19 protein-coding genes are annotated in these 25,870 nt (G+C 51.6%); 14 read left to right on the forward strand and 5 right to left on the reverse strand.

Translation table 11 applies throughout. The features are described 5' to 3' along the window. The first annotated feature begins 714 nt into the window (after positions 1-714). Complete coding sequence (locus KQJ23_RS15830; protein WP_216479852.1) at positions 715-7,611, forward strand: Ig-like domain-containing protein; 6,897 nt, start codon at positions 715-717, stop codon at positions 7,609-7,611. Between the two features lie 107 nt (positions 7,612-7,718). On the opposite strand, the gene KQJ23_RS15835 is transcribed toward KQJ23_RS15830, so the two are convergent. The 4 genes from KQJ23_RS15835 to KQJ23_RS15850 all read right to left on the reverse strand — a co-directional run bounded on the left by KQJ23_RS15835 (position 7,719) and on the right by KQJ23_RS15850 (position 11,123). Then, positions 7,719-9,095 (reverse strand): DUF4179 domain-containing protein, encoded by a 1,377-nt coding sequence (locus tag KQJ23_RS15835; RefSeq protein WP_216479854.1) that lies wholly within the window; start codon positions 9,093-9,095, stop codon positions 7,719-7,721. Beyond that, the gene (locus KQJ23_RS15840; protein ID WP_249529820.1) at positions 9,067-9,630 is read right to left on the reverse strand and encodes an RNA polymerase sigma factor; all 564 of its coding nucleotides are present in this window, start codon (positions 9,628-9,630) and stop codon (positions 9,067-9,069) included. Before KQJ23_RS15840 ends, KQJ23_RS15835 begins: the two co-directional genes overlap by 29 nt. A gap of 206 nt (positions 9,631-9,836) precedes the next feature. After that, positions 9,837-10,499 (reverse strand): deoxynucleoside kinase, encoded by a 663-nt coding sequence (locus tag KQJ23_RS15845; RefSeq protein ID WP_216479857.1) that lies wholly within the window; start codon positions 10,497-10,499, stop codon positions 9,837-9,839. Positions 10,500-10,502: 3 nt separating this feature from the next. Next, entirely contained in the window at positions 10,503-11,123 is a 621-nt protein-coding gene (locus tag KQJ23_RS15850; protein WP_216479858.1) for a deoxynucleoside kinase, read from the reverse strand. Positions 11,124-11,374: 251 nt separating this feature from the next. On the opposite strand from KQJ23_RS15850, the gene msrA reads away from it, so the two are divergent. Both msrA and KQJ23_RS15860 read left to right on the forward strand, forming a co-directional pair. Then, positions 11,375-11,890, forward strand: a complete 516-nt coding sequence (gene msrA / locus KQJ23_RS15855; RefSeq protein ID WP_216479904.1) for a peptide-methionine (S)-S-oxide reductase MsrA — start codon at positions 11,375-11,377, stop codon at positions 11,888-11,890. 78 nt (positions 11,891-11,968) lie between these two features. Then, a complete protein-coding gene (locus KQJ23_RS15860) occupies positions 11,969-13,549 on the forward strand; it encodes a peptide chain release factor 3 (RefSeq protein WP_216479859.1) in 1,581 nt (526 codons plus the stop codon). Between the two features lie 165 nt (positions 13,550-13,714). Here KQJ23_RS15860 and sspI read toward each other — a convergent pair whose 3' ends face one another. Beyond that, positions 13,715-13,948, reverse strand: a complete 234-nt coding sequence (gene sspI, locus KQJ23_RS15865; RefSeq protein WP_216479860.1) for a small acid-soluble spore protein SspI — start codon at positions 13,946-13,948, stop codon at positions 13,715-13,717. A 168-nt stretch (positions 13,949-14,116) separates the two neighbouring features. On the opposite strand from sspI, the gene KQJ23_RS15870 reads away from it, so the two are divergent. From KQJ23_RS15870 to yunB, 11 genes are all read left to right on the forward strand, one after another. Next, complete coding sequence (locus KQJ23_RS15870; protein ID WP_216479861.1) at positions 14,117-14,791, forward strand: potassium channel family protein; 675 nt, start codon at positions 14,117-14,119, stop codon at positions 14,789-14,791. A gap of 29 nt (positions 14,792-14,820) precedes the next feature. Next, entirely contained in the window at positions 14,821-15,621 is an 801-nt protein-coding gene (locus KQJ23_RS15875) for a TrmH family RNA methyltransferase (RefSeq protein WP_216479862.1), read from the forward strand. A 147-nt stretch (positions 15,622-15,768) separates the two neighbouring features. Next, the gene (locus tag KQJ23_RS15880; protein WP_216479863.1) at positions 15,769-17,133 is read left to right on the forward strand and encodes a MerR family transcriptional regulator; all 1,365 of its coding nucleotides are present in this window, start codon (positions 15,769-15,771) and stop codon (positions 17,131-17,133) included. 151 nt (positions 17,134-17,284) lie between these two features. After that, on the forward strand, positions 17,285-19,096 hold the full coding sequence (locus KQJ23_RS15885) for an FAD-dependent oxidoreductase (protein WP_216479864.1): 1,812 nt from the start codon (positions 17,285-17,287) through the stop codon (positions 19,094-19,096). Positions 19,097-19,269: 173 nt separating this feature from the next. Beyond that, positions 19,270-20,829, forward strand: a complete 1,560-nt coding sequence (locus tag KQJ23_RS15890; RefSeq protein ID WP_212940498.1) for a spore germination protein — start codon at positions 19,270-19,272, stop codon at positions 20,827-20,829. A gap of 21 nt (positions 20,830-20,850) precedes the next feature. Next, complete coding sequence (locus tag KQJ23_RS15895) at positions 20,851-22,044, forward strand: Ger(x)C family spore germination protein (RefSeq protein WP_212940497.1); 1,194 nt, start codon at positions 20,851-20,853, stop codon at positions 22,042-22,044. Between the two features lie 2 nt (positions 22,045-22,046). Continuing rightward, on the forward strand, positions 22,047-23,147 hold the full coding sequence (locus KQJ23_RS15900) for a GerAB/ArcD/ProY family transporter (RefSeq protein WP_212940496.1): 1,101 nt from the start codon (positions 22,047-22,049) through the stop codon (positions 23,145-23,147). Positions 23,148-23,163: 16 nt separating this feature from the next. Next, entirely contained in the window at positions 23,164-23,343 is a 180-nt protein-coding gene (locus KQJ23_RS15905; protein WP_216479866.1) for a hypothetical protein, read from the forward strand. Further along, positions 23,312-23,893, forward strand: coding sequence for a cysteine hydrolase family protein (locus KQJ23_RS15910; protein WP_216479867.1), 582 nt, complete (start codon positions 23,312-23,314; stop codon positions 23,891-23,893). The genes KQJ23_RS15905 and KQJ23_RS15910 overlap by 32 nt, the downstream gene beginning before the upstream one ends. A gap of 2 nt (positions 23,894-23,895) precedes the next feature. Next, positions 23,896-24,714, forward strand: coding sequence for an NAD(+) synthase (gene nadE / locus KQJ23_RS15915; RefSeq protein WP_216479871.1), 819 nt, complete (start codon positions 23,896-23,898; stop codon positions 24,712-24,714). Positions 24,715-24,829: 115 nt separating this feature from the next. Beyond that, complete coding sequence (gene yunB, locus KQJ23_RS15920; protein ID WP_346779412.1) at positions 24,830-25,840, forward strand: sporulation protein YunB; 1,011 nt, start codon at positions 24,830-24,832, stop codon at positions 25,838-25,840. Positions 25,841-25,870 lie beyond the last annotated feature (30 nt).

Here is a 25,870-nt window from a genome sequence, read left to right on the forward strand (position 1 = left end):
TAGGGAATCGGATCAACTAGCGTCGCACCCTACGCGGGTGCGTGGATTGAAATTACCAGGATACCAAATCCCAGCTGTATTTATTTGTCGCACCCTACGCGGGTGCGTGGATTGAAATACTAAGATCTCCATGTAACGGTGCCACATCCGAGTCGCACCCTACGCGGGTGCGTGGATTGAAATGGAATATGGTACAGTGGGTCAATGGCAGACAGTCGGGTCGCACCCTACGCGGGTGCGTGGATTGAAGTGGAACTCGCGAACAATGTAGTAAAGGTATCTGTGTCGCACTCTACGCGGTGCGTGGATTGAAATCCGGCATCGATTAGAATCCCGGTGGAGCCGCTTTGGTCGCACCCTACGCGGGCGCGTCTGCTCCCAATATTAACTTAATCAAACAGCGGCAGTCCGGGACGTCTATCTTTCGTCTGAGGCTGTCGCTGTCTTTTTTCAGATCAGAACAAAAGTCCGCCGGGATTCTGTGCGGTTCCATTCAGTCAAATATTTAGAGTTATAGGTCATATTATTGGAGCGGCCAAGAGAAAGTAACAGCTTATAATGTTAATTTGGAAGCGCTTACTTTTATAGAGGTATTTTGAGCGAGAGGAGGTACGAAAAGATACGAAAATGGGCTTGAGAGAGCTAGTCCGGCATTTATGAAGTGATTGGCAGATGTATCTGGTTTACAGAAATAAAACGAAGGGGAGATGCAAATTGGGCAAGAGCTTTCGACAGTTTTTCGTGTTCGTTCTCATTGCGGCGCTTGTAAGCAGCGCTATTCCGGGAGGAAAGAGTTATGCTTTGGAGACAAGCGCTGCAGAACCAGGATTGATGGCCTGGTACAAGCTGGATGCGCCATTCGACTATGACAATAAGCAGGTTGCAGAGGATTCCTCAGGCAATGCACATCATTCGATCAGCGCGGTTGGTACGTGGGTTCCGGAAGGCGGGGTTTATGGCGGGGCTCTGTCGTTCAACGGAGTCACCGATTTGGTCCAGCTGAATTTAGGCTCTGCTGCGGCCGGATCATACCTGAAGGACGCATTCACGGAGCATTCCGTATCCTTTTGGTTTAAAGCTAATGATACGAGAACCCAGCAGGTGTTGTTCGAGCGCGGAGGGAATACGTCCGGTTTAGCGATTCAGTTGAATGCGAACAGACTGGAAGCCGCGGTTGCAAGCGCCGATGTGAGGGAGATCGTATCGACCCCATTTACGGATACAGCCTCTTGGCATCACGTCCTGCTTACGTTCAACAACGGGGTATTCAAGCTTTATCTGGATGGAGAAGTCGCTGATACAGCAACTGCTCCGTTTACTAAAGTGAACACGGCACTTAACGAAGGGGGCCTCGGTGCAAGATTAGGGGTCGATGCGTTCAATGGGGGAAATGGCGGGGCTTGGTTCAGCGGGATGATGGATGACGTGCGATTCTATGAGACCGCAATTTTACCATCGATCCATGTGAGCGGGGTCAGCCTGGACAAGACCCAGATGACTACAACGGTCAGCGAGGCTGTGTACCTTACTGCGTCTCCTCAACCAACGTTCGCAACGAATCGCAATGTTACTTGGAGTTCGAGCGATGAGACTGTAGTGACGGTCTCCGTTTACGGCCCGGCACAGGCGGTTGTGGAACCGAAAAATGCAGGCAGTGCGACGGTTACGGTGTTGACCGAGGACGGGAGCTACATGGCTGCGAGCGAAATTACCGTTCTTCCGGAGTGGGTTACTATTCCCTTTGATGGACTGGAAGCCAGGTACAAGCTTGATACACCTTTCAATCACAACGGCAGAACTGTTGCGGAGGACTCCTCCGGTAATGACCATCATTCTGTAAGCGCTATCGGGACCTGGCTGCCGAACGGAGGGATTGATGGGGGCGGCTTTTCTTTCAACGGATGGTCGGACATCATTCAACTCAATACGACAAATGATCCTTATTTGAGGGATGAGTTCTCTGAATTTACTGCCGCAATGTGGTTCAAGCCAAATGACCTGACCACCAGGCAAGTGCTGTTCGAACGCGGAGGAACCGCGGCAGGAATGGCGATTCAAATCAATGAAGGGAAGCTCGAGACTGCAATTGTGAGCGGGGGCAAAGCGTTTACTCTTTCCGAAGCTCTGACTGATGCAGGGTTATGGCATCATGCCGCAGTTACTTTCGATAACGGCACGTTCAAGCTTTTCCTAGACGGACAATTGGCTGGGGAGACGCAGACGTCCTACTCCAAAGTCGCCGCTGCGGCCAATGAAGGAGCGATCGGTGCGAGATTCAGTATCGATGCTTTTGGAGGAGATGGCGGGGGCTACTTCAATGGGGTCATGGATGATGTGCGATTCTATCATATTGCCACCGAGCCTATCGTTGGAGCCGTATCTGCGACCAGCGTAACCTTGGACCGTACGGAGATGACGATTGGAAAGGGCCTCACGCAGGAGCTTGCAGCACTGATTCTACCGGGGCATGCGACGAATCAGAATGTCATCTGGACCTCGAGCGATGAATCCGTTGTGACGGTCACGCCGAACGGCACCCTGAAGGCAGCCGTGCAAGGAATTTCGGAGGGAACGGCAGAAATCACCATCAAGACTGTCGATGGCGGACATGAGGCTAGGATTAATGTCACCGTTGCGAGCATTCCGGTTGAAGGGGTAAAACTTGCGCCTGCCGATGCGGAAATCGTGGTGGGTACAACGCAGGCACTGACGCTGACGTTCACACCGGAAAATGCAACGAATCAGCATGTCAGATGGTCTTCCGATAGTCCGTCCATAGCTTCGGTTGACGAATCGGGCGTCGTTACGGCGCTTCTGCCGGGAACCGCAACGATCACTGTAACCACAGAGGATGGGGGGCGTAGCGATTCTGTGAATGTCACCGTCAAGGGCATACAGGCCGAGAAAATCTCTCTGAACCACCCCAGGATTACATTAGCGGTGGGCGGAACACATCTGTTGTCGGCTGAAATTTTGCCGAAGAACGCATCGAATCTTAACATCGCCTGGTCGTCTTCCGACTCTTCCGTGGCCGTTGCCGATGCGAGCGGCAGAGTGACAGCCGTCGGAACGGGTACCGCGACCATCTCGGCCGTAACCGAGGATGGAGGCTTGACGGCTAACAGCGAGGTTACGGTAAATGCATTCGCTATTAACGAAATAGATAACATGTTCCGTGTCGATTCAGGATCGGAGATAGGCAAGAAGGCCACCCTCTACGACGGAACGATCGAGAAGTATAACGGCTACTACTATGCAATGGGAACCGGTACATTGGGAAATGTGTATCGTTCCAAGGATATGATTCATTGGGAAAGTCCTTACATGATGATTTCGAATGATCCGAGCAATGCTCCTCCGCTGGTAAATCCGGCTGACTACAAGGAATTAGGGGCATCCGATTTGCTCTATCATAACGGGGCTATGTTCTATACTTTCAACGGCACCTCTTTGCTGCACGGGGATCCGAACACACTGAACACAACGCCCGATTTCCGGAATAGTTTTTGGGATAAAAAATATGACTCGGGAATTGATCCTCAGTTATTCGTCGCGCATAACGGAGACTTGGTCTTCCAGCGCAAGGTCAATCCGGACGAAGTAGATCCGAATACGGGTGCGGCAAAGCCGGGACGTGCCGGCCTATGGGTCTGGAAGGTGGAATCCTTCTTCAACGAGCATGGAAATCCTGGCCGCAGCCAGGCGGTCGAGACGCTGACTACGCAGAAGGGCCACTGGGGTAATTTGAACTTCTTCAACTTTGAAGGAGGGGAGCTTTACTACCATAACGGACAGTATTATATGCTATATGCGGCGAATCAGATGTTCCCGGAAACAGGTCTTTATGAGACAGGAGTGGCGCAAGCCGGCCAATACGATACATTCACGAATGATACCAAATATCCGGGCAAGCTGCTGGCCCGCAATGTCGAGGAGTTAATCCTCAAATACCGCGTGCTTCTGCCGACGTCGGAGCACGGAAGTCAGCCGTATCAATACACCTTCGATGAGCCTCAGGAAGGGTGGAACAACACCGGATCTGACGAGAACGGCTGGGTGTCCGGAGAAGGCGGCTTCGGCTGGCCGGAAGAGAACCGGTCGAAGATTCCGAGCATTTATAACGACGGAAAAAAGACAGCAGCCGAGATTTGGTCTCATCCGAACGGACCTGCCTCTATTTGGGCCAAGCGTTCTTTCGAGCTTGATACGGTACCGGAGACGACCGTCCTGCGCTACCGTCTGCAAGGCTACGGGAAGCTGTATGTGAACGGCGAGGAATTTTTCGCATTCAACGGTCAGCAGCGGGCTTACAAAATGATTGAGGTTCCCGCTAACCTGTTGCAGGCAGGGGAGAATGTGATCTCCGTGGAGATCAGTACGAACGGCGGACCTGCATTGAATTTTTACCATCTGGATTTCGGTCTGTACGATACGAACGGACATCCGGTCGAATCGGACATTGTCGGACCGTCTCAACCGAATGTTATTAAGGGGCCGAACGGGTTCGAGACCTGGGTTACTTATAAGGCATTCTGGAACAGTAATGAAGGACAAGGTAAAGATCGCGTCTATTTCTGGGATCAGGAAATGGTCGTTGATGGTCCAACCTCCTTCGATTCCGAAGGCCTCCATCCGGATGCCTGGACGCCGACGTTCCAGGACCGGTTCGATTCGGTGTCAAGCTTGCAGCATTATGATATCCCGGAAGCGGATGTATCTATCGATGACGGGGCGTTGTATTTCAATGCGCCTGGCGAATCAAAGCGGGTGCTGCTGAACGGATACGCAGCGGAGAACTTCTTTATGGAGGCTAATCTTCGATTCGACGAGAATGATTTCGGAGAAGAGGGTCAGGCCGGCATGGTGGTATGGCATCAGGATGAGGACAACTACGTGAATCTGTTGATCGACCGCGATGACCGGAAGCTTGTTATCGTGTCGCGCATCAACGGAGCTGCAGACATTTCCGAAGCTGATTTGCCTTCGACGTTTGCATTCCTGCAGGATGACCCGCGTGCTGCGGACTTTGCGGAATCCTACCACTCGCTTAAGGTATATAAGAACGGGTTCAAATTGTTTGCGGAGCTCGATCACTATATGCTTAATGACGATCGTCCGGTATTTGAGCATGAGGCAATGGCTGGTTCAGGTCAGGTTGGCCTGATCAGTAACAAAGCGAAGGTCCGGGTGGATAACGTGACCCTGACGACCGGCTTGAGCGAATATGGAACTTATATGGATGGCTGGGATGCTGCATGGCAGGTGTCTGACCAGGGCTTGCAATCACCGGCGGCCAGGGAAGCACTCACGGCCAAAGGCGATCGGATGCTTGAACATGAATTTTCGGTCAACGTGAATACGGGTGCTTTGCCGTCATCGGGCAAAGCGGGCGTGATTCTCGAGTATATTGATGAGCAGAACTATGTAACAGCAAGTACGAATTACGCTACAAAGCAATTCGAGCTTCGCAAGGTTGTAGACGGGCAAGAAGAGCTCATGGCCGTTGCTTCAGCAGCCAGGGATACGATTTATGGACATAGCAATTATGAGGAGGACGGCCAGCGCGAGTATGTGTACGATCTGCGCGGAGAAGCGGAGGTTTCGTCGGCCAAGATTCTGTGGACCCATGGTCCGTTCCAGTATGTAGAGAAGTCCTTTGAGCTTCCTGAATCGAACTCTCCGGACTTCGGGTTTGGCAGCTGGATGGGCGGGTGGAGCGACGTACCGTTCACGTATCAGGATAAGGGAAAAGGCGATTACCATATCGCTGATTTTCAGGATCATGTAAAGACTGACCAACTTCGACTCAGCGTTCCTTCGGAGTTGAACCGTCCGTTCTCCTTCGTTCTCCATGAAGAGATCAGTGCGCAGAACTTCTATAAGGTCGTTCGGTCGAAGGGGAAAATCTATGTTTGGGTGAACAACAATCTGATTTTCAACGCCGAGGATCCTTTCGTGAACACACCGGCTCAGACGGGGCTTTATACGGATGGAATTCAGGCGACCTACAATGCCTTGACTGGATTTGATGTATCAGGGATGCTGATGGAGGGCGATACTGCTATGACGGTAAAGGCTGAAGTATCCGGCCAAGCCGGCAGCAATGGCTGGTACGTGTCAGACGTGCTTGTCACTCTGCGTCTGCAAGGCGAAGGGCAGGATGAAGCCAATGTATTCTACAGCCTGGATGAAGGCGATACATGGCATGAGTATAGCAGCCCGATTGCGATTTCCGCCGAGGGACGCAATTCCCTCCGCTATTATGCTATCGACGATGCCGGACATCCAACGGATACGGCAGCATTGACCGTAAGCATCGACAAGACGCAGCCAATCATAACATTAAAAGGATCTCCCAACGTTACTGTACCGCTCGGCGGTACTTATAGCGAGCCAGGCGCAACGGCAACTGATAATATCGGTCCTGTAGGCGAGATCATGGTGACGGGCGACGTCGACACCAATAAGGTCGGCACGTATACGCTGCGCTACCATGTCTCCGACCAGGCGGGCAATGCGGCTTCAGAAGCGGTGCGCCGGGTGATGGTTGCAGGGAAGGGGGGTTCTTCCGAAACCGGAGGTTCTGCCGGTCAAGTCGGTCAAACGGGCGGAACACCGGTCGTAGAAGATACCGATCCGGCATCCGGGAGCAGGGAACAGCAAACGGACGTGAATCCGGGAGAAAGCACATTGTTGGAGCTGGAAGGCGAAGTGAGAATTCAGATTCCTGCGGGCGCCGTGTCGGAGGCGGGGATCGTTCGGATCGAGGTTATTGAACCGGAACAAGTTCCTGCGAATGGCGGAATGCAAGCTATCAGCCGCATCTTCGAACTGTCCAATACGACAGGCGGCCGGTTTCTTAAGCCGCTCGAGCTTTCTCTCATCTATGATGCCAAGCAATTGAAGCCGGGAAGCCAACCGGCTGTGTACTATTACCATGAGAGCCAGAAGCGTTGGATCTTCATCGGCGGTACCGTTCATGAAGAAGGAACGATTCGCACGGAGATTGGACGCTCTGCGAAGTTTGCCGTCTTTGCCTATGAACCGGCAGGGATGAAGGATATGAATAATCATTGGGCAGCAAGCTATGTCCATCGCCTTGAGGGGATGAATGTCGTAGCTGGTTACCCGGACGGAAGCTTCCGTCCGGAACAGACTGTAACAAGGCTTGAATTTGCGAAATTGCTGACTTCGGCTTTAGGTCTTGAAGCTGCCTCCGGCAACACAAACTTCTCAGATAACGGAGATATCCCGTCATGGGCGCAGCCGCACGTCGCAGCTGCCGTTGAAGCGGGCCTGATTCTAGGATATGAGGAAGCCGGGACGACAAGCTTCATGGGGATGCGCACAGTGACGCGAGCGGAAGCAGCCGTTATGACGGCAAGAGCATTGCAGCTCTCTGGAGTGGACGCCGACATCGTGACGGGCAATGTTCCTGAACTGAGAGACGCTTCGGACATTCCAAGCTGGGCAAAGCCGTCAATTGATCAGGCATTGTCCGCCGGCATCCTGAGCGGTTACGCGGACGGCGCTTTCCGCGGGGACCAAGCAACGACGAGAGGCGAAGCTGCTGCAATGGTCTACAAATTGTTGGCTGCCTTGGGAATATAATTTCAAAGGACCTGTTTTCTTAAGCCCACCCCCTAGAATAGATATTGGAAACCGCTTAGGTTATCCGATGATTTCTAGGGGGTGGATTTTAATGGAGCTCTGCTCGCCTATTTATTATGAATCGCAAAGCTTACCGCAAGCTCGTCTTGCAGCTCGAGATCCGTCTGGGGCATTGTGCTGAGGAAGTAAGGCTGCGATGCATCCAGCGGCGGATACTCCAATATATATTCGTAGGCAGTATCGCTTACCCGGGTACGCTTCCCGTTATCCGAGATAAGCAGTTGACCGTCCGGTGTCTCTAGCCACAGTGAGGCATATTGCATATAAGGGCTCTTGCCCTTCACTTCGTAGTAGATTAGTGTTTTATCTTGCATAAACTCGACGTTCTGCACAACAATTTCTCCAGCCTCTCCCTGTGACAAGACAATCGGATAATCGTGTGTTAGCTTGGTGGTAACTTTCTCTGCATCTTTATTTCCTACCAACCAGTTAAAGGGCGTAATCTCTGCCCTTGTCGTACCGGGAGCAAGCGGGGCAAAACGCACGGTCCCTTTCGCCATTCCTTTTTTGTCAACGGTCAGCGATATGTCCAACATTTCAATCAGCATTCCTCTGTCATCTTTAAGCTGGAAGCCCAGCCAGTCGGTATTGCCGGTATAGAAAAAGTCCAGCTTCGTTGTTGCCGGAGTAGCCAAATATCCGGTTAACCGGAGCCGATCCCCATGCCAACTCGCTGAATAACCGTCTGCAAGCAAAATATACTCGCTGTCCGCAACGCGATTTTCGACGTTTACCTTAAAGCTCCATTCGCCGCTGACTTCCGATGGATTTCCTGCTTTCATGCCGCTCACGCCGCCGATAAGAAGCTCTAGCTCGAAGCGATCCTCCTTCTGAGGTTCATCCAAATCGATCGTTATAATTCCGGCCGCATGTTTGTCATCAATAAGATGCGGTTTCGCACTTAGCCTGGCATCGGGACGAAATATACCGTTGACGCTGACCTTGACATTCTCCAAGAACATCAAATTCGCCGCCTGCTCTGAAACCACCTCATAACCTATAGACAATCTTGCGCCGTCATACAGAACATTTTGCAGCTTAATCGTGACTCCCTGATCTTTGGCTTCCTCATTTACATCTGAAGTAAGCCCAGATTCTTCCCCTATTACGATTCCGCTATCTCCCGCAAAATCAAATATATTCCCCTCAAACACCTTGCCGATGACCGGAATTTTTCGCAATTGCTCCGCCGAAGCCGGGAAAATGGACAAAAGACCGATCAAGGCAATTACAAATACGATCATACTGATCGAGGTGAGAAGCCGTCTGGAACGAAATCCGTTAGCCCTCGCGGGGAAAACCCTTTTTGTCGTATCTAATTCTTTCAATACCCGAGCCTTTAACTGAATTTGAGGCAATCTGGTCTCGTTGAATATCCGTTGCAGTTCCCGCTCTTCAGCAGGAAAGACTTCGGCTTTGTTCATCGGTCTCGCCCTCCCTTTCAGAAATACCGTTTTTAAGTTTTCGCTTCGCACGCTCATATCTTTTACGGACTGCAGCATAGCTCATATTGAGCTGTTCCGCGATATCCTCGAATCGATTCTCCTCCACAATCCGCAGCAAAATAATATGCCTGTCCTCCGGCTTCAGACGCAGCATCGTCTGACGAAGCTCAGCGTTGTATTCTGCTTCAGGTTCCTGATCCGGTTCCGCCCCAGGGACCGTCCCCGCGAAAAGACGGATTAGACGCTCATAGGTTTTTGCCCGCTTCAGTTTGTTCAGGCATTCGCGATAAGCGATTTTGTATAACCACGCTCCGAAATAAGTCCCCTCCTGGTACTGATCAAGCCGTTCGAATCCTTTGATGAACACATCCTGCGTTACATCCTCCGCCTCCTGAAGCTGTCCCAGCATATGAAAACAATAGCGAAAGATCCGCTGCTGATAAGCTTCAACCAGCCGTCCGTAGCCTTCCTTGTCTCCCAGCTTAACGGCCTTTACAATTTGCTCCGCTTCCATCCGGTCCACGTTCTGCCTCCTTTCTCGTTGACTTGATTTGCTTATGTAACAATCCTGCTCCTGATTTTGGGACATCTTGTCCTTAATTTATTATCTGTTTCTTCGGATCATCTAGCTTACGATGTTCGCTCTATATAACAACGAAAACCCCAGTACCTGGGGTACCGGGGTAAAAAATACTAGCTCGCGCGATTGACGTCCTCTCGCTATATTGCCCGCAACGCTCTTGAGTCCTGAATGATCTTCGCGACTTGGCGGATGATTTCGTCCAGTGCAGCTTCATCGGTAGCATCGTATTCATCGATATTCAGCCGCAGTACCGGGCAGGCATGGAACTCACTGATCCATTTGGCGTACCGCTGATGCATGTGCTCCCAATACGAAATGTCCGTTTGGATTTCCATTTCCCGGCCGCGCAGACGGATACGATTCAAGATGGATGGAAGTTCGCCCTCCAGGTAGATCAATACGTCCGGGTGCGGGAAATAGGGCGTCATGACCATGGCCTCAAACAGGCTGTTGTAGGTCTCATAATCGGTAAGGGACATCGTGCCTTGATCGGCGTGCATTTTGGCGAAGATGCCGGTGTCCTCGTAGATGGAACGATCCTGCACGAAGCCGCCGCCTGCCTCCACGATAGCTTTCTGCTCCTTAAAGCGCTCGGCCAGGAAGTAAATTTGCAGATGGAAGCTCCAGCGTTCAAAATCATGATAAAACTTCTCCAGATAAGGATTTGTATCGACCTTTTCCATTGAAGTACGGAAGCCGAGGCGGGCGGCCAAGGCATTGGTCAGCGTGGATTTTCCAACCCCGACAGTACCTGCTACCGTGATTAATGCATCTTTGGGAATGTTAAATTCATGGCTCATCGTCTATAAGTGCTCCTTTATCTTGGCAACGATCTGCTCGAAATCCTCCGGACGTTCAACAAAGTCCAGCTTATCGCCATCAATCGTAATAATGACCGTATCCGGCTCTTGTGCCCGAATATGTGAGATGGCTGTCTCGTAGTCCTCTACCAGTTGGGACAGATATCCCGCATCGAAGTTTTGTTCAAAGTCGCGGCCGCGCTTCTGAATTCTGTGCAGCAGGGTATCAAGATCAGCCTTGATGTATACGATCAGGTTAGGCTTCGGCAGGTCATCCGTCAACAAATGATAAATCTGCCGGTATTTATCCAGTTGAACGCCGGAGAGCGTGCGCTCGGCGAAAATCATGTTCTTGTAGATATGATAATCCGAGACAATCGGTTGGTAGGCGTGCGACGGATTAAGCAGGGTATCGCCCAACTGCTTGTAACGGTTGCATAAAAAGAACATTTCCAGCTGAAAGGCCCATTCCTCGATGTTTTGATAGAATTTGTCCAGGAAAGGGTTCTCTTCTACGATTTCCTTCATTAATGTAAAATCAAACCGTTGGGCAAGCATCGTGCTGAGCGTTGTTTTTCCTGCTCCGATCGCACCCTCCACGGCTATGTATGGATTTTGTTTCATCTCTTGATGGTCCTCCAATCCTCACTTGCCTGCAAACAGGCTAAAATATTGTAACATAGATTTTATTATCCGTGATGGCTTCCTGGACAAGATAGAGGATATTTTGCGAATTTCATTTTGATGCTCAGGTTGTTGTCACACCTGAATTGGAGTAAAATGCTGTCCATAGAATAGCTTGCTCAGGTCGGATCCGGATGAATACCGGATGCTGCCGCGGAGAAGAGCAACGCATAGAGAGGAACGTGAATGAAGTGCAATTAGCGACTTTTGCGGGCGGATGCTTTTGGTGCATGGTAACGCCGTTTGAGGAATTGCCGGGTATCGGCGGCATTGTATCGGGATATATGGGTGGCACCAAAGAAAATCCTACTTATGAAGAAGTAAAAACAGGCACGACGGGACACTATGAGGTTGTACAAATTACGTATGATCCGGCGATTTTTCCCTATGAGCGATTACTTGAATTGTATTGGCCTCAAGTGGATCCGACGGATCCGCACGGTCAGTTTCAGGATCGGGGCCCGCAATACAGAACGGCAATCTTCTGCCATAATGAACAGCAGCGGGAAGCAGCTCTGCAATCGAAGCTGGCGCTGGAACAAAGCGGGCGTTTCGACAAGCCGATTGTAACTGAAATTATACCGGCGAAGACCTTCTATCCGGCTGAGGATTACCACCAGGATTACCATAAGAAGAACCCGAAGCATTATAAGGAGGACCGCGAGCAGTCCGGACGGGATGAGTTCATTCAAGCCAACTGGAAATAAGCGATTGTCTCTGCGTAAGCGGAGTGAAAATATGTTACAATAGAAGCTGTGACTTTGTGAAGCGAGAGGAAAGTGAGAATGAGCACTGGATTGGATAATTTGCAGCAGGAAGTAGATAAACGAAGAACCTTCGCGATTATTTCCCACCCGGACGCCGGGAAGACGACGTTGACGGAGAAGCTGCTCTTGTTCGGCGGAGCGATTCGCTTGGCCGGCTCGGTCAAGGCGCGCAAGGCAAGCAAGCACGCGACCAGCGACTGGATGGAGATTGAGAAGCAGCGGGGAATCTCGGTTACCTCTTCTGTAATGCAATTTGATTATAACGGACATCGGATTAATATTTTGGACACGCCGGGGCACCAGGACTTCAGTGAGGATACTTACCGGACGTTGACGGCTGCGGATAGCGCGGTGATGCTGATCGACGTGGCGAAGGGTGTCGAAGTACAGACGATCAAGCTGTTTCAAGTCTGTGCGAAACGGGGCATACCAATTTTCACCTTCATTAACAAGCTGGACCGTGAAGGACGGAGTCCATTTGAGTTGATGGAGGAAATCGAGCAGGTGCTCGGCATCCGTTCGGTGCCGATGAACTGGCCAATCGGGATGGGCCGGGAGCTTTGCGGTGTCTATGACCGGATGAAGAACCAGGTGGAGCTGTTCCAGGGAGAGGATCACTCCAAGATCGAGGTTCGCAAGGTGGAAGACTATAATGATCCCAAAATCCGCGAGATGGCCGGCGAATATTTGCACGATCAATTGTGTCAGGATCTGGAGCTGCTCGATGTGGCCGGAGACCCGTTTGACCTTGAAAAGGTAAAGCGCGGCGAGCTGACCCCGGTCTTCTTCGGCAGTGCAGTTAATAATTTCGGAGTGCAGACCTTCCTCGAGAATTTCCTGCAGCTTGCGCCTAAGCCGGAACCCCGCCGCAGTACCTCGGGACTCGTGGAACCGACGAACGAGAAGTTCTCGGGTTACGTCTTCAAGATTCAGGCTAATATGAACCCGGCTCACCGGGACCGGATTGCCTTTCTGCGTATTGTATCCGGGAAGTTCGAACGCGGCATGAGCGTGAAGCATGTGCGGGCCGGCAAGGAGATCAAGCTGTCTCAGCCGCAGCAATTCCTCGCCCAGGATCGGGATATCGTGTCGGAGGCTTATCCTGGAGATATTATCGGTCTGTTCGATCCGGGAATTTTCCGGATCGGCGACTCCTTGAGCCAGAGCAGCGAGGTCGTATTCGATGAATTGCCGACGTTCTCGCCGGAGATATTCGCCAAGGTTACGGTCAAGAACGCGCTCAAGCATAAGCAGTATCAAAAGGGAATCGACCAGTTGACCGAGGAAGGGACCATTCAGGTGTTCACGACGGTGGGCTTCGAAGATACGCTGCTGGGCGTTGTCGGACAGCTCCAATTCGAGGTGTTCGAATACCGGATGAAGGGAGAATACGGCGTGGATGTTCAGCTTCAGCGCATGCCGTTCCAATTCGCCCGCTGGATTGTTGCCGATAAGGTCGATCCGTCCAAGTTCCGGATTAATTCAACATTGGTGAAGGACAAAAAGGGCAATTATGTTGTCTTGTTCGAGAATGAGTACGCGATGCGTACGGCCATGGAGAAGAATCCGGACGCGAAGTTCCTGGAGACTGCGCCGTAAGGAGCTCTCTTCAAAGGAGCAGCTAAACCAAATGTATATCCAAACTTATAATAAACGCCTTCGTCTGCCGATATCACAGCTCGAAGGCGTTTTTTATGGATATGCAAGAAGGGCCCCGCAAAGAGGACATGCGCTGTACCGCTTTGCGGGGGTCGGGCGAAACCTTTATTTCAATGGCTGGAGATTCGACTGTTCGAGCTGGTGATGCACCAGAGAGACAATCTCATCCTGTTTGGCTGGATCGATGTTTCTCCACATCATCTCAAAGACGACGCCAAGTCCGGGAAGAGCAGCTTCCTGAGCGCCGATCGAGCCCTCAATCATCTCATGAAGTCCGGCCTCGTCCTGTCCGTGCATTTTGTGCATAACGGCTTGTCGCAAATCCATAATGATTGGCATCGGTTACCCTCCTTGAAATCGTAGTTGCCCGCTATATAGCGTGCCCTGCAATTGCCCGGGAAATTCAAGTTTGCACCATGGTATGATATACTTAACAAACGAGTTCAAAAAGTCGGTTTTTTGAACAACCTTTTTCCAATTATGAAGTCGTTCAGGTGGTGTAAATAGATGGCACGTGCAGCAAAAAAACAATACGCTGTAATCGGCATGGGACGATTCGGCTTGAGTGTGGCTACGGCGCTTAGCGGAATGGGCTTTGACGTGCTTGCCGTGGATTCGAACGAGCAGCGCACGCAGGAGGTATCCAATGTGGTAACTCATGCGGTGACTGCCGATTCGACAGAAGAGGAAGCCCTTCGCACGCTTGGCATCCGCAATTTTGATGTGGTCGTTGTCGCCATTGGCGAGGATATACAATCAAGTATTTTGACTACCCTGATTCTGAAGGATATCGGGGGCCCGCTGATTGTCGTAAAAGCGCAAAATGAGCTGCACGGCAAGGTGCTGAACAAAATCGGCGCAGACAAGGTGATCTTTCCGGAGCGGGATATGGGACTGCGGGTAGCTCATCATTTGACCTCGCCGAATATTCTCGATTATATTGAGCTGTCCGAGGAGTACAGCATTGTCGAGCTGAGAGCGACGAGAACCATGCTTGGGCAGAATCTGAAAGAGTTGAACATCCGGGCCAAGTTCGGCTGCAACGTCATGGCGATTAAGCAAGGCTCGAAAATGAATATTTCGCCGTCCGCCAGTGACCGGCTTGTGGATGGAGATATTCTGGTTATCGTCGGCGAAAAGAATGATCTGAAGAAACTGGAGCTGGCTTACTCGGAAAGCTAACCTGTTCGAATAAAGGATGGAATAAAGAGATGCAGATTTTGTCTTCCCAAAATGCCAGGGTCAAGGAATGGTCCTCCCTGCTGGAGAAGAAGCAGCGGGACAAGCTGGGCAAATATATTCTCGAGGGGATTCACCTCGTGAAGGAAGCGCTGGAAGCGGACGCAGATGTGGAATGCGTCTGCTATGAGCTCGAGGCGGGAATCCCGGCAGAGCTTGCAGCCGCGGCTTCGGCACGCCTCGATGTGGACTGGATCGGCGTCTCGGCGGCGATTATCGCGAAGTGCAGCGATACGAAGACGCCGCAGCCGGTGTTTGCGGTCGTGCGCAAACACGCGGGCTCCGCGCAGCCGCTGCTGGAGGCGGCTGCGGGCCTGGTTGTGGTGCTCGACGGTGTCCAGGACCCTGGCAACGTCGGCACCATCATCCGCACCGCCGACGCGGTCGGTGCGGATGGGGTCATCGTCGGCGCAGGCTGCGCCGACATTTACGGGCCCAAGGTGCTGCGCGCCACCATGGGCTCGCTGTTCCACTTGCCGGTAATCCATGGCAAGCTGGAGGAGCTGCTGCCGCAGGCCAAGGGCCGCGGCATTCGCCTGGCCGGCACCAGCCTGCAGGCCGCGGTGAATTGCTTCGCTTATGATTTCACCGGACCGACCTGGCTGCTGTTCGGCAGCGAGGGCGCGGGCCTGAGTCCCGCGGTCCGCGCCCTTATGGACGACGGCCTCATCATTCCGATGCGAGGCCAGGCTGAATCGCTCAATGTCGCGATGGCCGCGTCCGTGCTGCTCTATGAGGCGTTGCGGCAGCGGCATTATCCAGGCAATAATTGAAATGCCTTAATCCATACCCCTCGAAAGCAGCCGGTTTTGCGGCTGCTTTCTTCGGTTTCTGTGTAAAGATTCTATTGCACCTCTCGAAAGGTTCGGATACGATGAAGAAAAGATGTTAGGGGATCGGCGTCAGAAAAAGGAATTAGCATGCTTTATAAAGTGATTTTTTTCACAAATGGTTTCATTCCGGTTGAAGATGCATCGGGACTGATCCAATTCGAAGGAGGGATGGACTTGAGAATCGGCGAGTTCTCCAAAAGGAACAATATTACGCAGGATGCGATCCGCCATTATATCGATCTGGGATTGCTGGTCGTAGAGAAGCAAGGCTCCCATTACTATTTTACTGAAGATAACTGCTGTGATCTGCAAAAGATTATGATGCTGAAGGAGCTTGACTTCACGTTAGGTGAAATCCAGACCATCCTATGCTTTAACCGGCTGGAAGGGGAGCGTTCGAACGATTTCCGCCGGTTTCTGTTGTCATTGCTGGAGCGGAACAGAGCGCGGGTGAATCAGAAGCTGCAGAAGTTCAATGAGATTGAAAACATTTTGAAGCATAAAATTCAGGAATTGAGCAGGGAGGAAGTAGAAAAGCCAAAGGTGATGGGCTTCCCTCTGGCCTCGCTCCCCATTCTGTGCTGCCCCTCCTGCAAGAACCAGCTGCATATCGCGGGAGGCACCATCGAGAATCACATGCTGCTCGTAGCCGACGTCTTTTGTGAATGCGGTTATGAGGCGGTCGTCGAGGACGGGATATTTATTGATCGCCATGCAGTAAAGAAGCGGAACATGCCGTCGAAACAGGAGTTTCTGGAATCGACCTCGCCGCATTACATTAATTTTATGTATAACGGAACTACGACTCTAATGAATTATATCCATGCGCACGCCGGACATTCGGATTATATCCTTGAGCTGGATCATTGCGTAGGACGCTTTCTAATGCAGTACATCGAACAAATTCCCGAGGGGTGCACCTATATCCTGCTCAGTACGGATCTGGACCGCCTGAGGGAGCTCAAGCAAAATCTGCAGCTGCATTATGGAGAGAAACGTTTTATCTTCTTGTGCAGCGAATTGAAGCAGATTCCTCTTGCTTCGGGTTCCGTTGATATCATCGTCAATCATGGCATGAACACCCGATATGTTTTATCCGAGAAGAAGTTCCTTCCTGCTGTAGCTTCACCGCTTCTGAAGCCTAAGGGCTTGTTCGCCGGGGCATTTTGGCATCTAGGCGTCCGCAGCGGAAGCGGAATCCATAGTCCGATGGAGGCGAGGGATTATCTGTGCCGGAACGAGATCATCAGGAGTATGGAAGAACTGAACTTTTCTTCGATAAATATGGAGGACTTCGGACCGGTTAAAGATAGCAGTCCATATTTGGCCTTGAAGGATAAGGATCAGTATTTAACGCTTTATGCCGGAATCAAGAACAGTAACAGCAGTTATGAAGCTGCCCTCATAAATGCCGCTCGGGAAATATGGCCGCCCAGACATAGAATTTCATAGTTCTTTTCAAAACATAGGGTCAACCCCATGTTTTGGACATCAAGGCAGCTTTATTAAGTTATTTTTTTCACAAATCGAGATTGACTTGGTGAACACCCCACTTTGTAGACTTAACTTATAACTTGAGCACAGCAATAGGGGGAGAACAATCATGAGCAGGATTTGGAAAAAAACATTAATAGTGATGATGGGCGCTCTGCTGGTATTCAGCTTGGCAGCCTGCGGAAATTCGGGGGATGAAGGCAATAGGGCAGCCAACGAAGTATCCGGCAGCAGCGTATACAAAGCGGGAACGTATACAGCAGTCGCCAAGGGAAATAACGGAGACGTTACGGTTGAGGTTGTATTTGATGCCGATGCGATTGTATCGGTTACCGTGAAGGATCATAAAGAAACCCAAGGGATTAGTGATCCGGCCATCGAAAAGATACCGCAGGGTATTGTGACAGGTCAGACGCTTGCGGTGGATGTTGTCTCAGGAGCTACCAATACCTCTAATGCCATTTTGGCGGCGGTTGAGGATTGCGTGAAGCAGGCCGGCGGCGACATCAATGCATTAAAAGTAGCCGCTGCGGTCAATGAAGGAGACAAGACGGATAGCGAAATGTCTACGGATGTAGTCATTATTGGTGCAGGCGGCACCGGGCTTGCAGCAGCCGGTTCGGCTTTTGAACAGGGTGCCAAGGTAATCGTTCTGGAGAAGCAAGGCAATGTCGGCGGATCCACCGCGCTGTCAGGCGGAGGAATTGCAGCGACTGGCACCCGCTTCCAGGAAGAGATCGGCGTGAAGGATACGCCTGAGGACTGGATGAAGCTGTGGAAAGAGCGCCAAAGCACCAGCAATCCGGACAGCCAGTATCCTGACTATGACCGGGTAACGCAATTTATGGATGATGCTGTAGATACGACTCATTGGCTGGTGGATTACATGAATCATAAATATGCCCGCGTAGAGGGCTATGGTCTGGATCCTGTGGCGCGTCTTCACTTCCCGGAGAAGGGCGGAGCAGAGCTAATCTCCAATCTGGAGAAGACCGTTCGGGAGAAAGGAATCGACATTTTGCTGGAGACCAAAGCAACTGAGCTTCTGACGGATGGGCAAGGCGCCGTTGTTGGCGTCAAGGCGGAGAATGCGGAAGGCACGCTGACCGTTCATGCCAAGAAAGTCATTATCGCCGCAGGCGGTTTTGCCAAAAACGAGGAAATGCTGAAGCGTTTCTTGCCTCAGTTCGCGGAAGATATGGATATCAGTGCGGCAGCTGCAGGAAGTACCGGGGATGGTATTTTGATGGCGGAGAAAGTCGGTGCAGCCCTGTATGAAGACCCGTGGGTTATTGGCCTGGGCATGGGCAGCCGCATTCAGGAATTGGGCGGACTTAGCTGGGATACGACGAAGATTCTGGTCAATGAAAAGGGCGAACGCTTCTTTAACGAGAACAGCCATTACGCTATTGTGACTAACCAGGTCGTGAACCATGAGCAGGTATGGATGGTGATCGATTCGAGTGAAGCAAATGCGAAGACCATCGAATCGATTCAAGGGAAGTTGCCTAACGATGAGATTGCCACTGGCGGCACACTGCAGGAGCTGGCCAATGCCATGGAGGTACCGGCGGATGCACTGGCGGGGACTATAAATACCTTCAACAGCGGAGTTGTTTCGGGTAAGGATGCCTTCAACAAGGAGAAAGGGACGCTTATAGCAGTTGATAAAGGCCCATTCTATGCTTTCAAATTTTATCCTAAAACGATGGGTACCTTCGGAGGCGTAAAGGTTGACGAAGCGTTCCGCGTATTGAAGGAGGACGGGTCGGTTATTCCGAATCTATATGCAGGCGGCGAATCAGCGAACCGCTTCATTTATAATCAGGTTTATATGTCCGGCAGTGCGGTGCAATACGCGCTGACGAGCGGTCGACTGAGCGGTGCGCATGCTGCGAATGCAATCAAGGAAGGAAAATAAAGAGTACAGACGATTATACTTATCAAGAATAAAAGAGGGCACCTATCGGACAAAGTCTCCGGCTAGGTGCTCTCTTTGCGTAAACGCCGGAAATCTGAGGTATCCAGAATAGTTTTCTGGAAAATTCATCATACTCAAATAGAAGAAATTGGACGAGAGAGGAGCAGAGGAAGATGAACGTTCCGGATTCCGGTAAGATAACCGGAAATACCAAGCTGACCGGCGTGCTGGAAGATGACGTTCAGCTGTACCGCAAGCAGTTGGAGCCGGGAGCTGATGTTCAATATAATCCGTTCACGCTTCAAAGCGGCAGACAGGGCTATTTGATTCTTATCGAGGGAATGACGGACGAGCTTCGGCTCCAATCGGATATTCTCGAGCCTTTGAACCGGATGGACCCGGATCAGCTGAAAGGATGGAATGAGCAAAATTCCAACGGAAAAAGCGGAAGCTCCGAGGATCTGTTCAAGTCTCTTTCTCAATCAAAACAGCTTCGTCTGATGAACAGTGTGGAGGAGAGCTTGACCGGCCTCTGTAAAGGGGAGACGGTCGTGCTGCTGGACGGATGTGCGCGGCCTTTGATGGTGGCTCTGCATAAATGGGAGCAGCGGTCGATTGAGGAGCCCGCTGCTGAACCGACGATTCGAGGGGCAAGGGACGGATTTACGGAGAGTATGCAGACCAATATGACCCTGATTCGGCGAAGATTGGCAACCCCTGATTTGAAGGTCGAAGCCCTCCAAACCGGGAGGGTATCCAAGACGGATATAAAGCTCGTCTATCTTGAGTCCATTATCATGCCTGGTTTAAAGGAAGAGGCAAGACAAAGAATTTCGCGGATCGATATCGACGCGATCGTCGAGAGCGGATGCCTTGAAGAATTAATTTGCGACAATGCGTTCAGCGTGTTTCCGCAGCTAATCAATACGGAGCGCCCCGATCGGGTTGTGACGGCCCTTCTGGAAGGGAGATTGGCGATTGTGGTGAATAACACCCCGTTCGTCCTTATCGCGCCGAGCACCTTTTCTGACAGTCTTCACGCTGCGGAGGACGATTATCAAAATTATCTTTTTGCATCGTTTGCCCGCCTGCTCCGCTTCTTTTTGTCTTTATGCGCTTTGCTGCTCCCCTCGGTATATATTTCCCTTATTACATTCCATCAGGAAATGATGCCGTCCGATCTGCTGCTGGGCATTGCTGCATCGCGTGAGGCAGTTCCCTTCCCTGCACTGGTAGAGGCGCTCCTGATGGAGGTTACGTTTGAAGGGCTGCGCGAGGCCGGGATCAGGCTTCCCAAACCGGTGGGACAAGCGGTGAGCATTGTTGGAGCTCTCGTGATTGGACAAGCGGCGGTACAAGCAGGCATTGTGTCGGCTACACTGGTGATCATCGTGTCATTTACCGGAATCGCTTCGTTTATTTTCCCGATTTACAGCCAGGGGCTGGCTTTTCGCCTGCTTCGCTTCCCTATGATGTTCCTGGCTGCAGTGCTAGGCCTGTACGGGATTTTCCTGGGCCTGCTTATGCTCCTGATCCATTTAATGAAGCTTCGCTCCTTCGGGGTCCCGTATTTTGCCCCCATTATGCCCTTCCATCCGGAGGGAACCTTAATTTCGGTGCTTCGGCTGCCCAAGTGGGCGGCGAAGAACCGGCCGATAGAGACTGCCAAGAGCAACCGGAAGCGAATTAAGGATCATATGCGCCCGCATCCCCCCGCTACGCCGAAGGGGTAGGTTTTCCGAAAGGAGTGCGTCATGCGAAAGTCAGCGGTATCGATTTTAATATTGTGTATGGTATTGAATCTGACAGGCTGCTGGAGTAACCGGGAGGTCAACGATATTGCGATCGTTACGGCCACCGGTCTGGATCTGACAAAAGAGGGGAAATTCCGCCTCAGCTTGCTCCTTGCGGTACCGCTGCTGATTGGTACCGCAACGTCGCAAGGAACGGGAACGACGGAATTAGCGGCTTCCGCCGGCTGGCTGGTTGCAGAGGATGGGGATACAGTAATGGATGCTTATCGCAATCTGCAGCAAAAGCTCCCAAGAAAAATATTTTTTTCCCATAACCGTGTCATTATTATCGGAAAGCAGTTGGCCGCCCAAGGGATGGTGCAAGCCCTTGATTTCTTTCAGCGCTATCGGCAGTCCCAAATGAAAAATTTCCTGGCCATCTCGGAGACGACCGCTCTCGAACTGATGCAATTCCAGCCGAAATTCGAGAAACTGGCATCCGAGGTGCTGGTCGATGAATTCGATCAACAAGTTCTGCTATCGGTCCGGTTGGTCGATTTCCTGAATATCTTGCAATCTCAGGGAGTCGAGCCGGCGGTGCCCATGCTGGAGATTGTATCTTCCGGGAAAGGACAACCGAAGAATAAGGGAACGAATTTGTCGGTTTCCGGTACTGCGGTCTTCAAGGAAGATCGGATGATCGGCAAGCTAAACAGCAGCCTGTCCAGAGACCTGCTTTGGGTTCTGGATTCGTTGAAGGAGGGCGTAATTACAATTGATGTTGAACATGCCCAGCGAAAGGGGAAGATCAGTGCCGAGCTGGAAAAGGTGGATGTGAAAAGAAAAATTGAAGTAAGCGGCGGCCGTGTGAAGCTGAAGCTAAAGGTAAAAGTTGCCGCAAATATTTATGAGAATACGTCCAGCATGGATCTGGAGATTCCCGAGAATACCCAGTTAACCATCCATGACCTGAAGCAGGATATCAAGGCGCGGATTGAGCGCACAATCAAATATGTCCAAAGCAATTTTAACAGCGATATATTCGGTTTTGGCCAGACTATGTATCGAGTTCGCCCATCGGTCTGGAAAAGCCAGTACAGGGAACGGTGGGAGGCGGTATTTCCGGAGGTCGAGCCTATAGTGGAGGTGGAAGTTCGGGTGCTGCGAAACGGGCTTACGAACAAGACGATTAAGCTGAGCGAGGTGAACCCTTGAACATGAACCGGGTACAAATCTCCAAATATGAGTTGTTTTCCCTGATTATTTTATTCCAGTGGGGGACAACCATCATCTTCGGTTTCGGTGCAAATGCGGGCCGTGACGCCTGGATCGCTTCGTTGATCAGCACAGGGATTGGAACCTTGCTGATCTTGCTGTATGTGCTGATTTATCGTTTGGGGGGAGACAGGACACTTGCGGAGTGGTTCACCTATGCATTTGGAAAATGGCTGGGAGCGCCCCTGTCCTGGCTCTATCCGCTGGTCTTTATTTATAATGGGGCTCGAATTATCAGTGATATCCGTTTTCTGCTCCCGGTGACGATCATGAATCGTACACCCGACTGGGTGATCGGGATAACCTTTCTCGCCGTAGTCGTATACGCCATGTCGGGAGGAATCGAGGTGCTGGCCAGGATTGCAGCGTTTACGCTTCCTTTTCTGTTGCTTGCGATTGTGTTGGAGATGATTTTGCTTGGAGCATCGCGCAGTCTTCATTACGTGAATTTGCTGCCGATCGTCGGCGAAGGCTGGGGGAGAATTTGGGAGACCGTATGGCCGCTCGGCATTATGCAGACCTATGGTGAGAGTATCGAGTTTGCATTGATCTGGGGCTATGTCAGCCAGAAAAAGGGGCTAGCCGCCACGGCGAGCTTTGCTACCCTGTTTGCGGGCTTCTTCATTGCGCTGCTGGGCCTGCTCACCATTGCCGGTATGGGGGAAGCCGTCTTCCAACAAATGATGTATCCGGCTTTTGCTTTGCTAAAATTATCCAAAATACGATTTATAGATAATCTCGATGCTCTGGGAATCGTGTACCTGGTAATCAACGCTTTCATCAAGCTGTCGATGCATCTCTATGCGGCTTCGCTCTGCATTCAGCAATTGACTGCAGCCAAGAAGATCCGGCCGGTTATTTTTGTCGTAGCTGCGTTGGCCCTGCTTCTCTCACTGACCATGGTCGTCAGCTTTACGGAGCATCTTCAGGTGGCGATGGTTGCCGTTCCGTATCATTTATGGTTGCCGTTGTATCTGGTATTGCCTATGATAGTTCTAGCGGTTCTTCCTCTCAGAAACTGGATTGCGGGGAGGAAGTTATGAGCATCTATTTCTTTCCATGGGAATCCCATCATCTGCTGGTTTCGCCATGGCATTTTCAATTGGTGCTGCTTATCGGGGCATTGCTTGGTTCAGTGATTACATGGGTAAGAAAAAAATAGCAGACTGCCCTAGTTCAGAGCAAAAAGGAGAGGAGTTCAACAGGCATGGAGAAGAAGCGGGCATTAATCAATATTGACTATACTTGGGATTTTGTCGCCGATGGCGGGGCGCTTACTTGCGGAGAACCCGGACAGAGGATCGAGCAGGCGATTGTTGCACTGACTTCGAATTTTATCTCCCAAGGCGATTTTGTTGTCTTTGCAATCGACCGTCATGAGCGGGAAGATGAATTCCATCCTGAGACGAAGCTGTTCCCGCCCCATAACATTGAAGGCACTCCCGGACGAGAGCTATACGGGGCGCTGGAGGCATTATATCAGGCACATAAGCAGGATGAACACGTGCATTGGATGGATAAGACGAGATACAGCGCGTTTGCCGGAACGGATCTGGAATTGCGGCTTCGTTCCCGGGGGATCACAGAGCTTCACTTGGTCGGCGTCTGCACGGATATCTGCGTGCTTCATACGGCAGTTGACGCCTATAACAAGGGCTTTGAGCTGGTCATTTACGAAGATGCGGCAGGCAGCTTCGATCCGGAAGGGCATGCTTGGGCATTGCGTCATTTTAAGGGCTCCCTGGGGGCCGATATCCGCAAGGTAGAGCAAGCGACAGGAGGACATTAGAAATGAGTTTGCAGCAGGAGATTATTCATACGCTTCAGGTGAAGCCCGTGATCGATGTTGAGGCGGAGATTCGTTCGAGAATAGATTTTCTGAAAGCTTATTGCGTTAAGTCGCATGCTAGAGGGTTTGTACTGGGGATCAGCGGCGGGCAAGACTCCACGCTGGCCGGGCGGCTATCCCAACTGGCGGCTGAGGAGCTGCGTGCTGAGGGGCAGGATGCCGTCTTTATCGCGATCCGTCTTCCCTACGGCGCCCAGCAGGACGAGGAAGACGCGCAAGCGGCGCTGGATTTTATAGCACCGGACCGTTCGGTGATCTTCAATATCCAGGAGCCCGTAAGCGCCTTTTCGGAACAGTTCGGGACGGCCTTCGGAGGAGCAATGTCCGACTTTAACAAAGGAAACGTGAAGGCCAGAATGCGCATGATCGCGCAGTATGCCGTCGCCGGAGAGACCGGATGCCTGGTCATCGGGACCGATCACGCCGCTGAAGCGGTCACCGGGTTTTATACGAAGTTCGGTGACGGCGGCGCTGACTTGCTTCCGATTTCGGGCCTGACCAAAGGCCAGGGCCGTCAGCTCCTTCAGCACCTGGGGGCGCATGAGCGGTTGTATCTAAAAGTTCCGACGGCCGATCTCCTGGACATGAAGCCGCAGCAAGCGGATGAGACGGAATTGGGATTAGCTTATGAGGTGCTTGATCGCTACTTGACCGGTCAAGAGGTAGATCCTCAAGACAAGGAAAGCATCGAGCGGCGTTATGTGCTGTCGCGCCATAAGCGGGAGCTGCCCGTTACTCCGTCGGATGATTGGTGGAAGTAAGAATCTTTTATTCAAGAAGACTCTGCCTGAAGCAATAGGCAGAGTCTTCTTTTTCCCGCCCGTCCTGCATACCTTGTATAGTAGCTTGCCCACAGACCGGACAGGGGGGATAGAGATGCTGTTCAGAAGGGGTTGGAGAAGCCGCAGGAGGCTGATATGGTTCAGAAGCACGGCTTTCAAGCCAGTTAGCGGCTGGAGAAGAAGCCGGGGCTGGAAGCGGAGCGGCAGCTCTGGCTGGCAGAGACGCAAGTCCATCAGCCAGAGCGAGGGTGTGGTCAGGCAGGGTGGAGGGAAAGGCTGGCAGAGTGGAAAAAAGAGCTGGCAGAGCCGCCGCAGGAGACCGCCGATGAAACGTCGCAAGGTTGTTTTGATCGTTTTCTTGATCGTGATGGCACTGTTTGTTCAATTTTTTGTGTATGTTGAACAGCATATGAGGGGGCCTATCATTCACCTGGCAAAAATCCGCGTCAAGCAAATAGCCACGGAATCGATAAACGAAGCGATTACCGCTCAGGTTGCCAATGAACAGCAGGTCGATAACCTGATCGATTGGAGGACTGACGATTCGGGGAAAGTATCCGGGTTTATGCTGAATTATTCCGCCCACATGCGAATTACTTCGGATACGATCCAGACGGTCCGGAGTACCTTGGATGAGGTATCCCGTCTCTCCGAACATATTCCGCTAGGTCAGGCGCTCGGCAGCCCCATTCTTGCTTCCTTTGGGCCGGGCATTCCCATCAAGATCGAGCCCAAGGGCGATGTGAAAGTAGACTTGAACACCCGAAGACAGGACGCCGGTATCAATAACATTCTGGTGGAGGTTTATTTGCGTGTGCGAACTGAGCTTGCAGTGGTCGTCCCCTTCGATATGGAGGCCCAAACGGTGGAGACGGAAATTCCGGTGTCTTATCTCCTCGTAGTAGGCGATGTGCCTATGTATTATTATGATGGCAAAGGCAATCCTGTAGGCGACCAGGCCGGGGCTCCGAGCATCGCGCTCCCGCCGGTGAGCGGGGGAACCCCGAGCTCGTCAGGGCAATCATCAGAATCAGACGATACGCAGGCAGAATCGCCAGCAGAAGAGGAAGGAGCATCGGAGACGAACGATTCGGCGAACCATTGACTTTTTTTAATAGATGAGATCCTATAAACG

Source organism: Paenibacillus brevis (genome assembly GCF_018919145.1).
Classification (GTDB): domain Bacteria; phylum Bacillota; class Bacilli; order Paenibacillales; family Paenibacillaceae; genus Fontibacillus; species Fontibacillus brevis.

Coding starts and splice junctions, on each gene's coding strand:
- nadE (WP_216479871.1), top strand. CDS start 23,896: ATGAGTTTGCAGCAGGAGATTATTCATACGCTTCAGGTGAAGCCCGTG.
- KQJ23_RS15905 (WP_216479866.1), top strand. CDS start 23,164: ATGGGAATCCCATCATCTGCTGGTTTCGCCATGGCATTTTCAATTGGT.
- KQJ23_RS15895 (WP_212940497.1), top strand. CDS start 20,851: ATGCGAAAGTCAGCGGTATCGATTTTAATATTGTGTATGGTATTGAAT.
- KQJ23_RS15845 (WP_216479857.1), bottom strand. CDS start 10,499: ATGAGCCATGAATTTAACATTCCCAAAGATGCATTAATCACGGTAGCA.
- KQJ23_RS15875 (WP_216479862.1), top strand. CDS start 14,821: ATGCAGATTTTGTCTTCCCAAAATGCCAGGGTCAAGGAATGGTCCTCC.
- KQJ23_RS15885 (WP_216479864.1), top strand. CDS start 17,285: ATGAGCAGGATTTGGAAAAAAACATTAATAGTGATGATGGGCGCTCTG.
- KQJ23_RS15835 (WP_216479854.1), bottom strand. CDS start 9,095: ATGAACAAAGCCGAAGTCTTTCCTGCTGAAGAGCGGGAACTGCAACGG.
- KQJ23_RS15880 (WP_216479863.1), top strand. CDS start 15,769: ATGCTTTATAAAGTGATTTTTTTCACAAATGGTTTCATTCCGGTTGAA.
- KQJ23_RS15900 (WP_212940496.1), top strand. CDS start 22,047: ATGAACCGGGTACAAATCTCCAAATATGAGTTGTTTTCCCTGATTATT.
- sspI (WP_216479860.1), bottom strand. CDS start 13,948: ATGCCAATCATTATGGATTTGCGACAAGCCGTTATGCACAAAATGCAC.
- KQJ23_RS15890 (WP_212940498.1), top strand. CDS start 19,270: ATGAACGTTCCGGATTCCGGTAAGATAACCGGAAATACCAAGCTGACC.
- KQJ23_RS15870 (WP_216479861.1), top strand. CDS start 14,117: ATGGCACGTGCAGCAAAAAAACAATACGCTGTAATCGGCATGGGACGA.
- KQJ23_RS15860 (WP_216479859.1), top strand. CDS start 11,969: ATGAGCACTGGATTGGATAATTTGCAGCAGGAAGTAGATAAACGAAGA.
- KQJ23_RS15840 (WP_249529820.1), bottom strand. CDS start 9,630: ATGGAAGCGGAGCAAATTGTAAAGGCCGTTAAGCTGGGAGACAAGGAA.
- KQJ23_RS15850 (WP_216479858.1), bottom strand. CDS start 11,123: ATGAAACAAAATCCATACATAGCCGTGGAGGGTGCGATCGGAGCAGGA.
- yunB (WP_346779412.1), top strand. CDS start 24,830: ATGCTGTTCAGAAGGGGTTGGAGAAGCCGCAGGAGGCTGATATGGTTC.
- KQJ23_RS15910 (WP_216479867.1), top strand. CDS start 23,312: ATGGAGAAGAAGCGGGCATTAATCAATATTGACTATACTTGGGATTTT.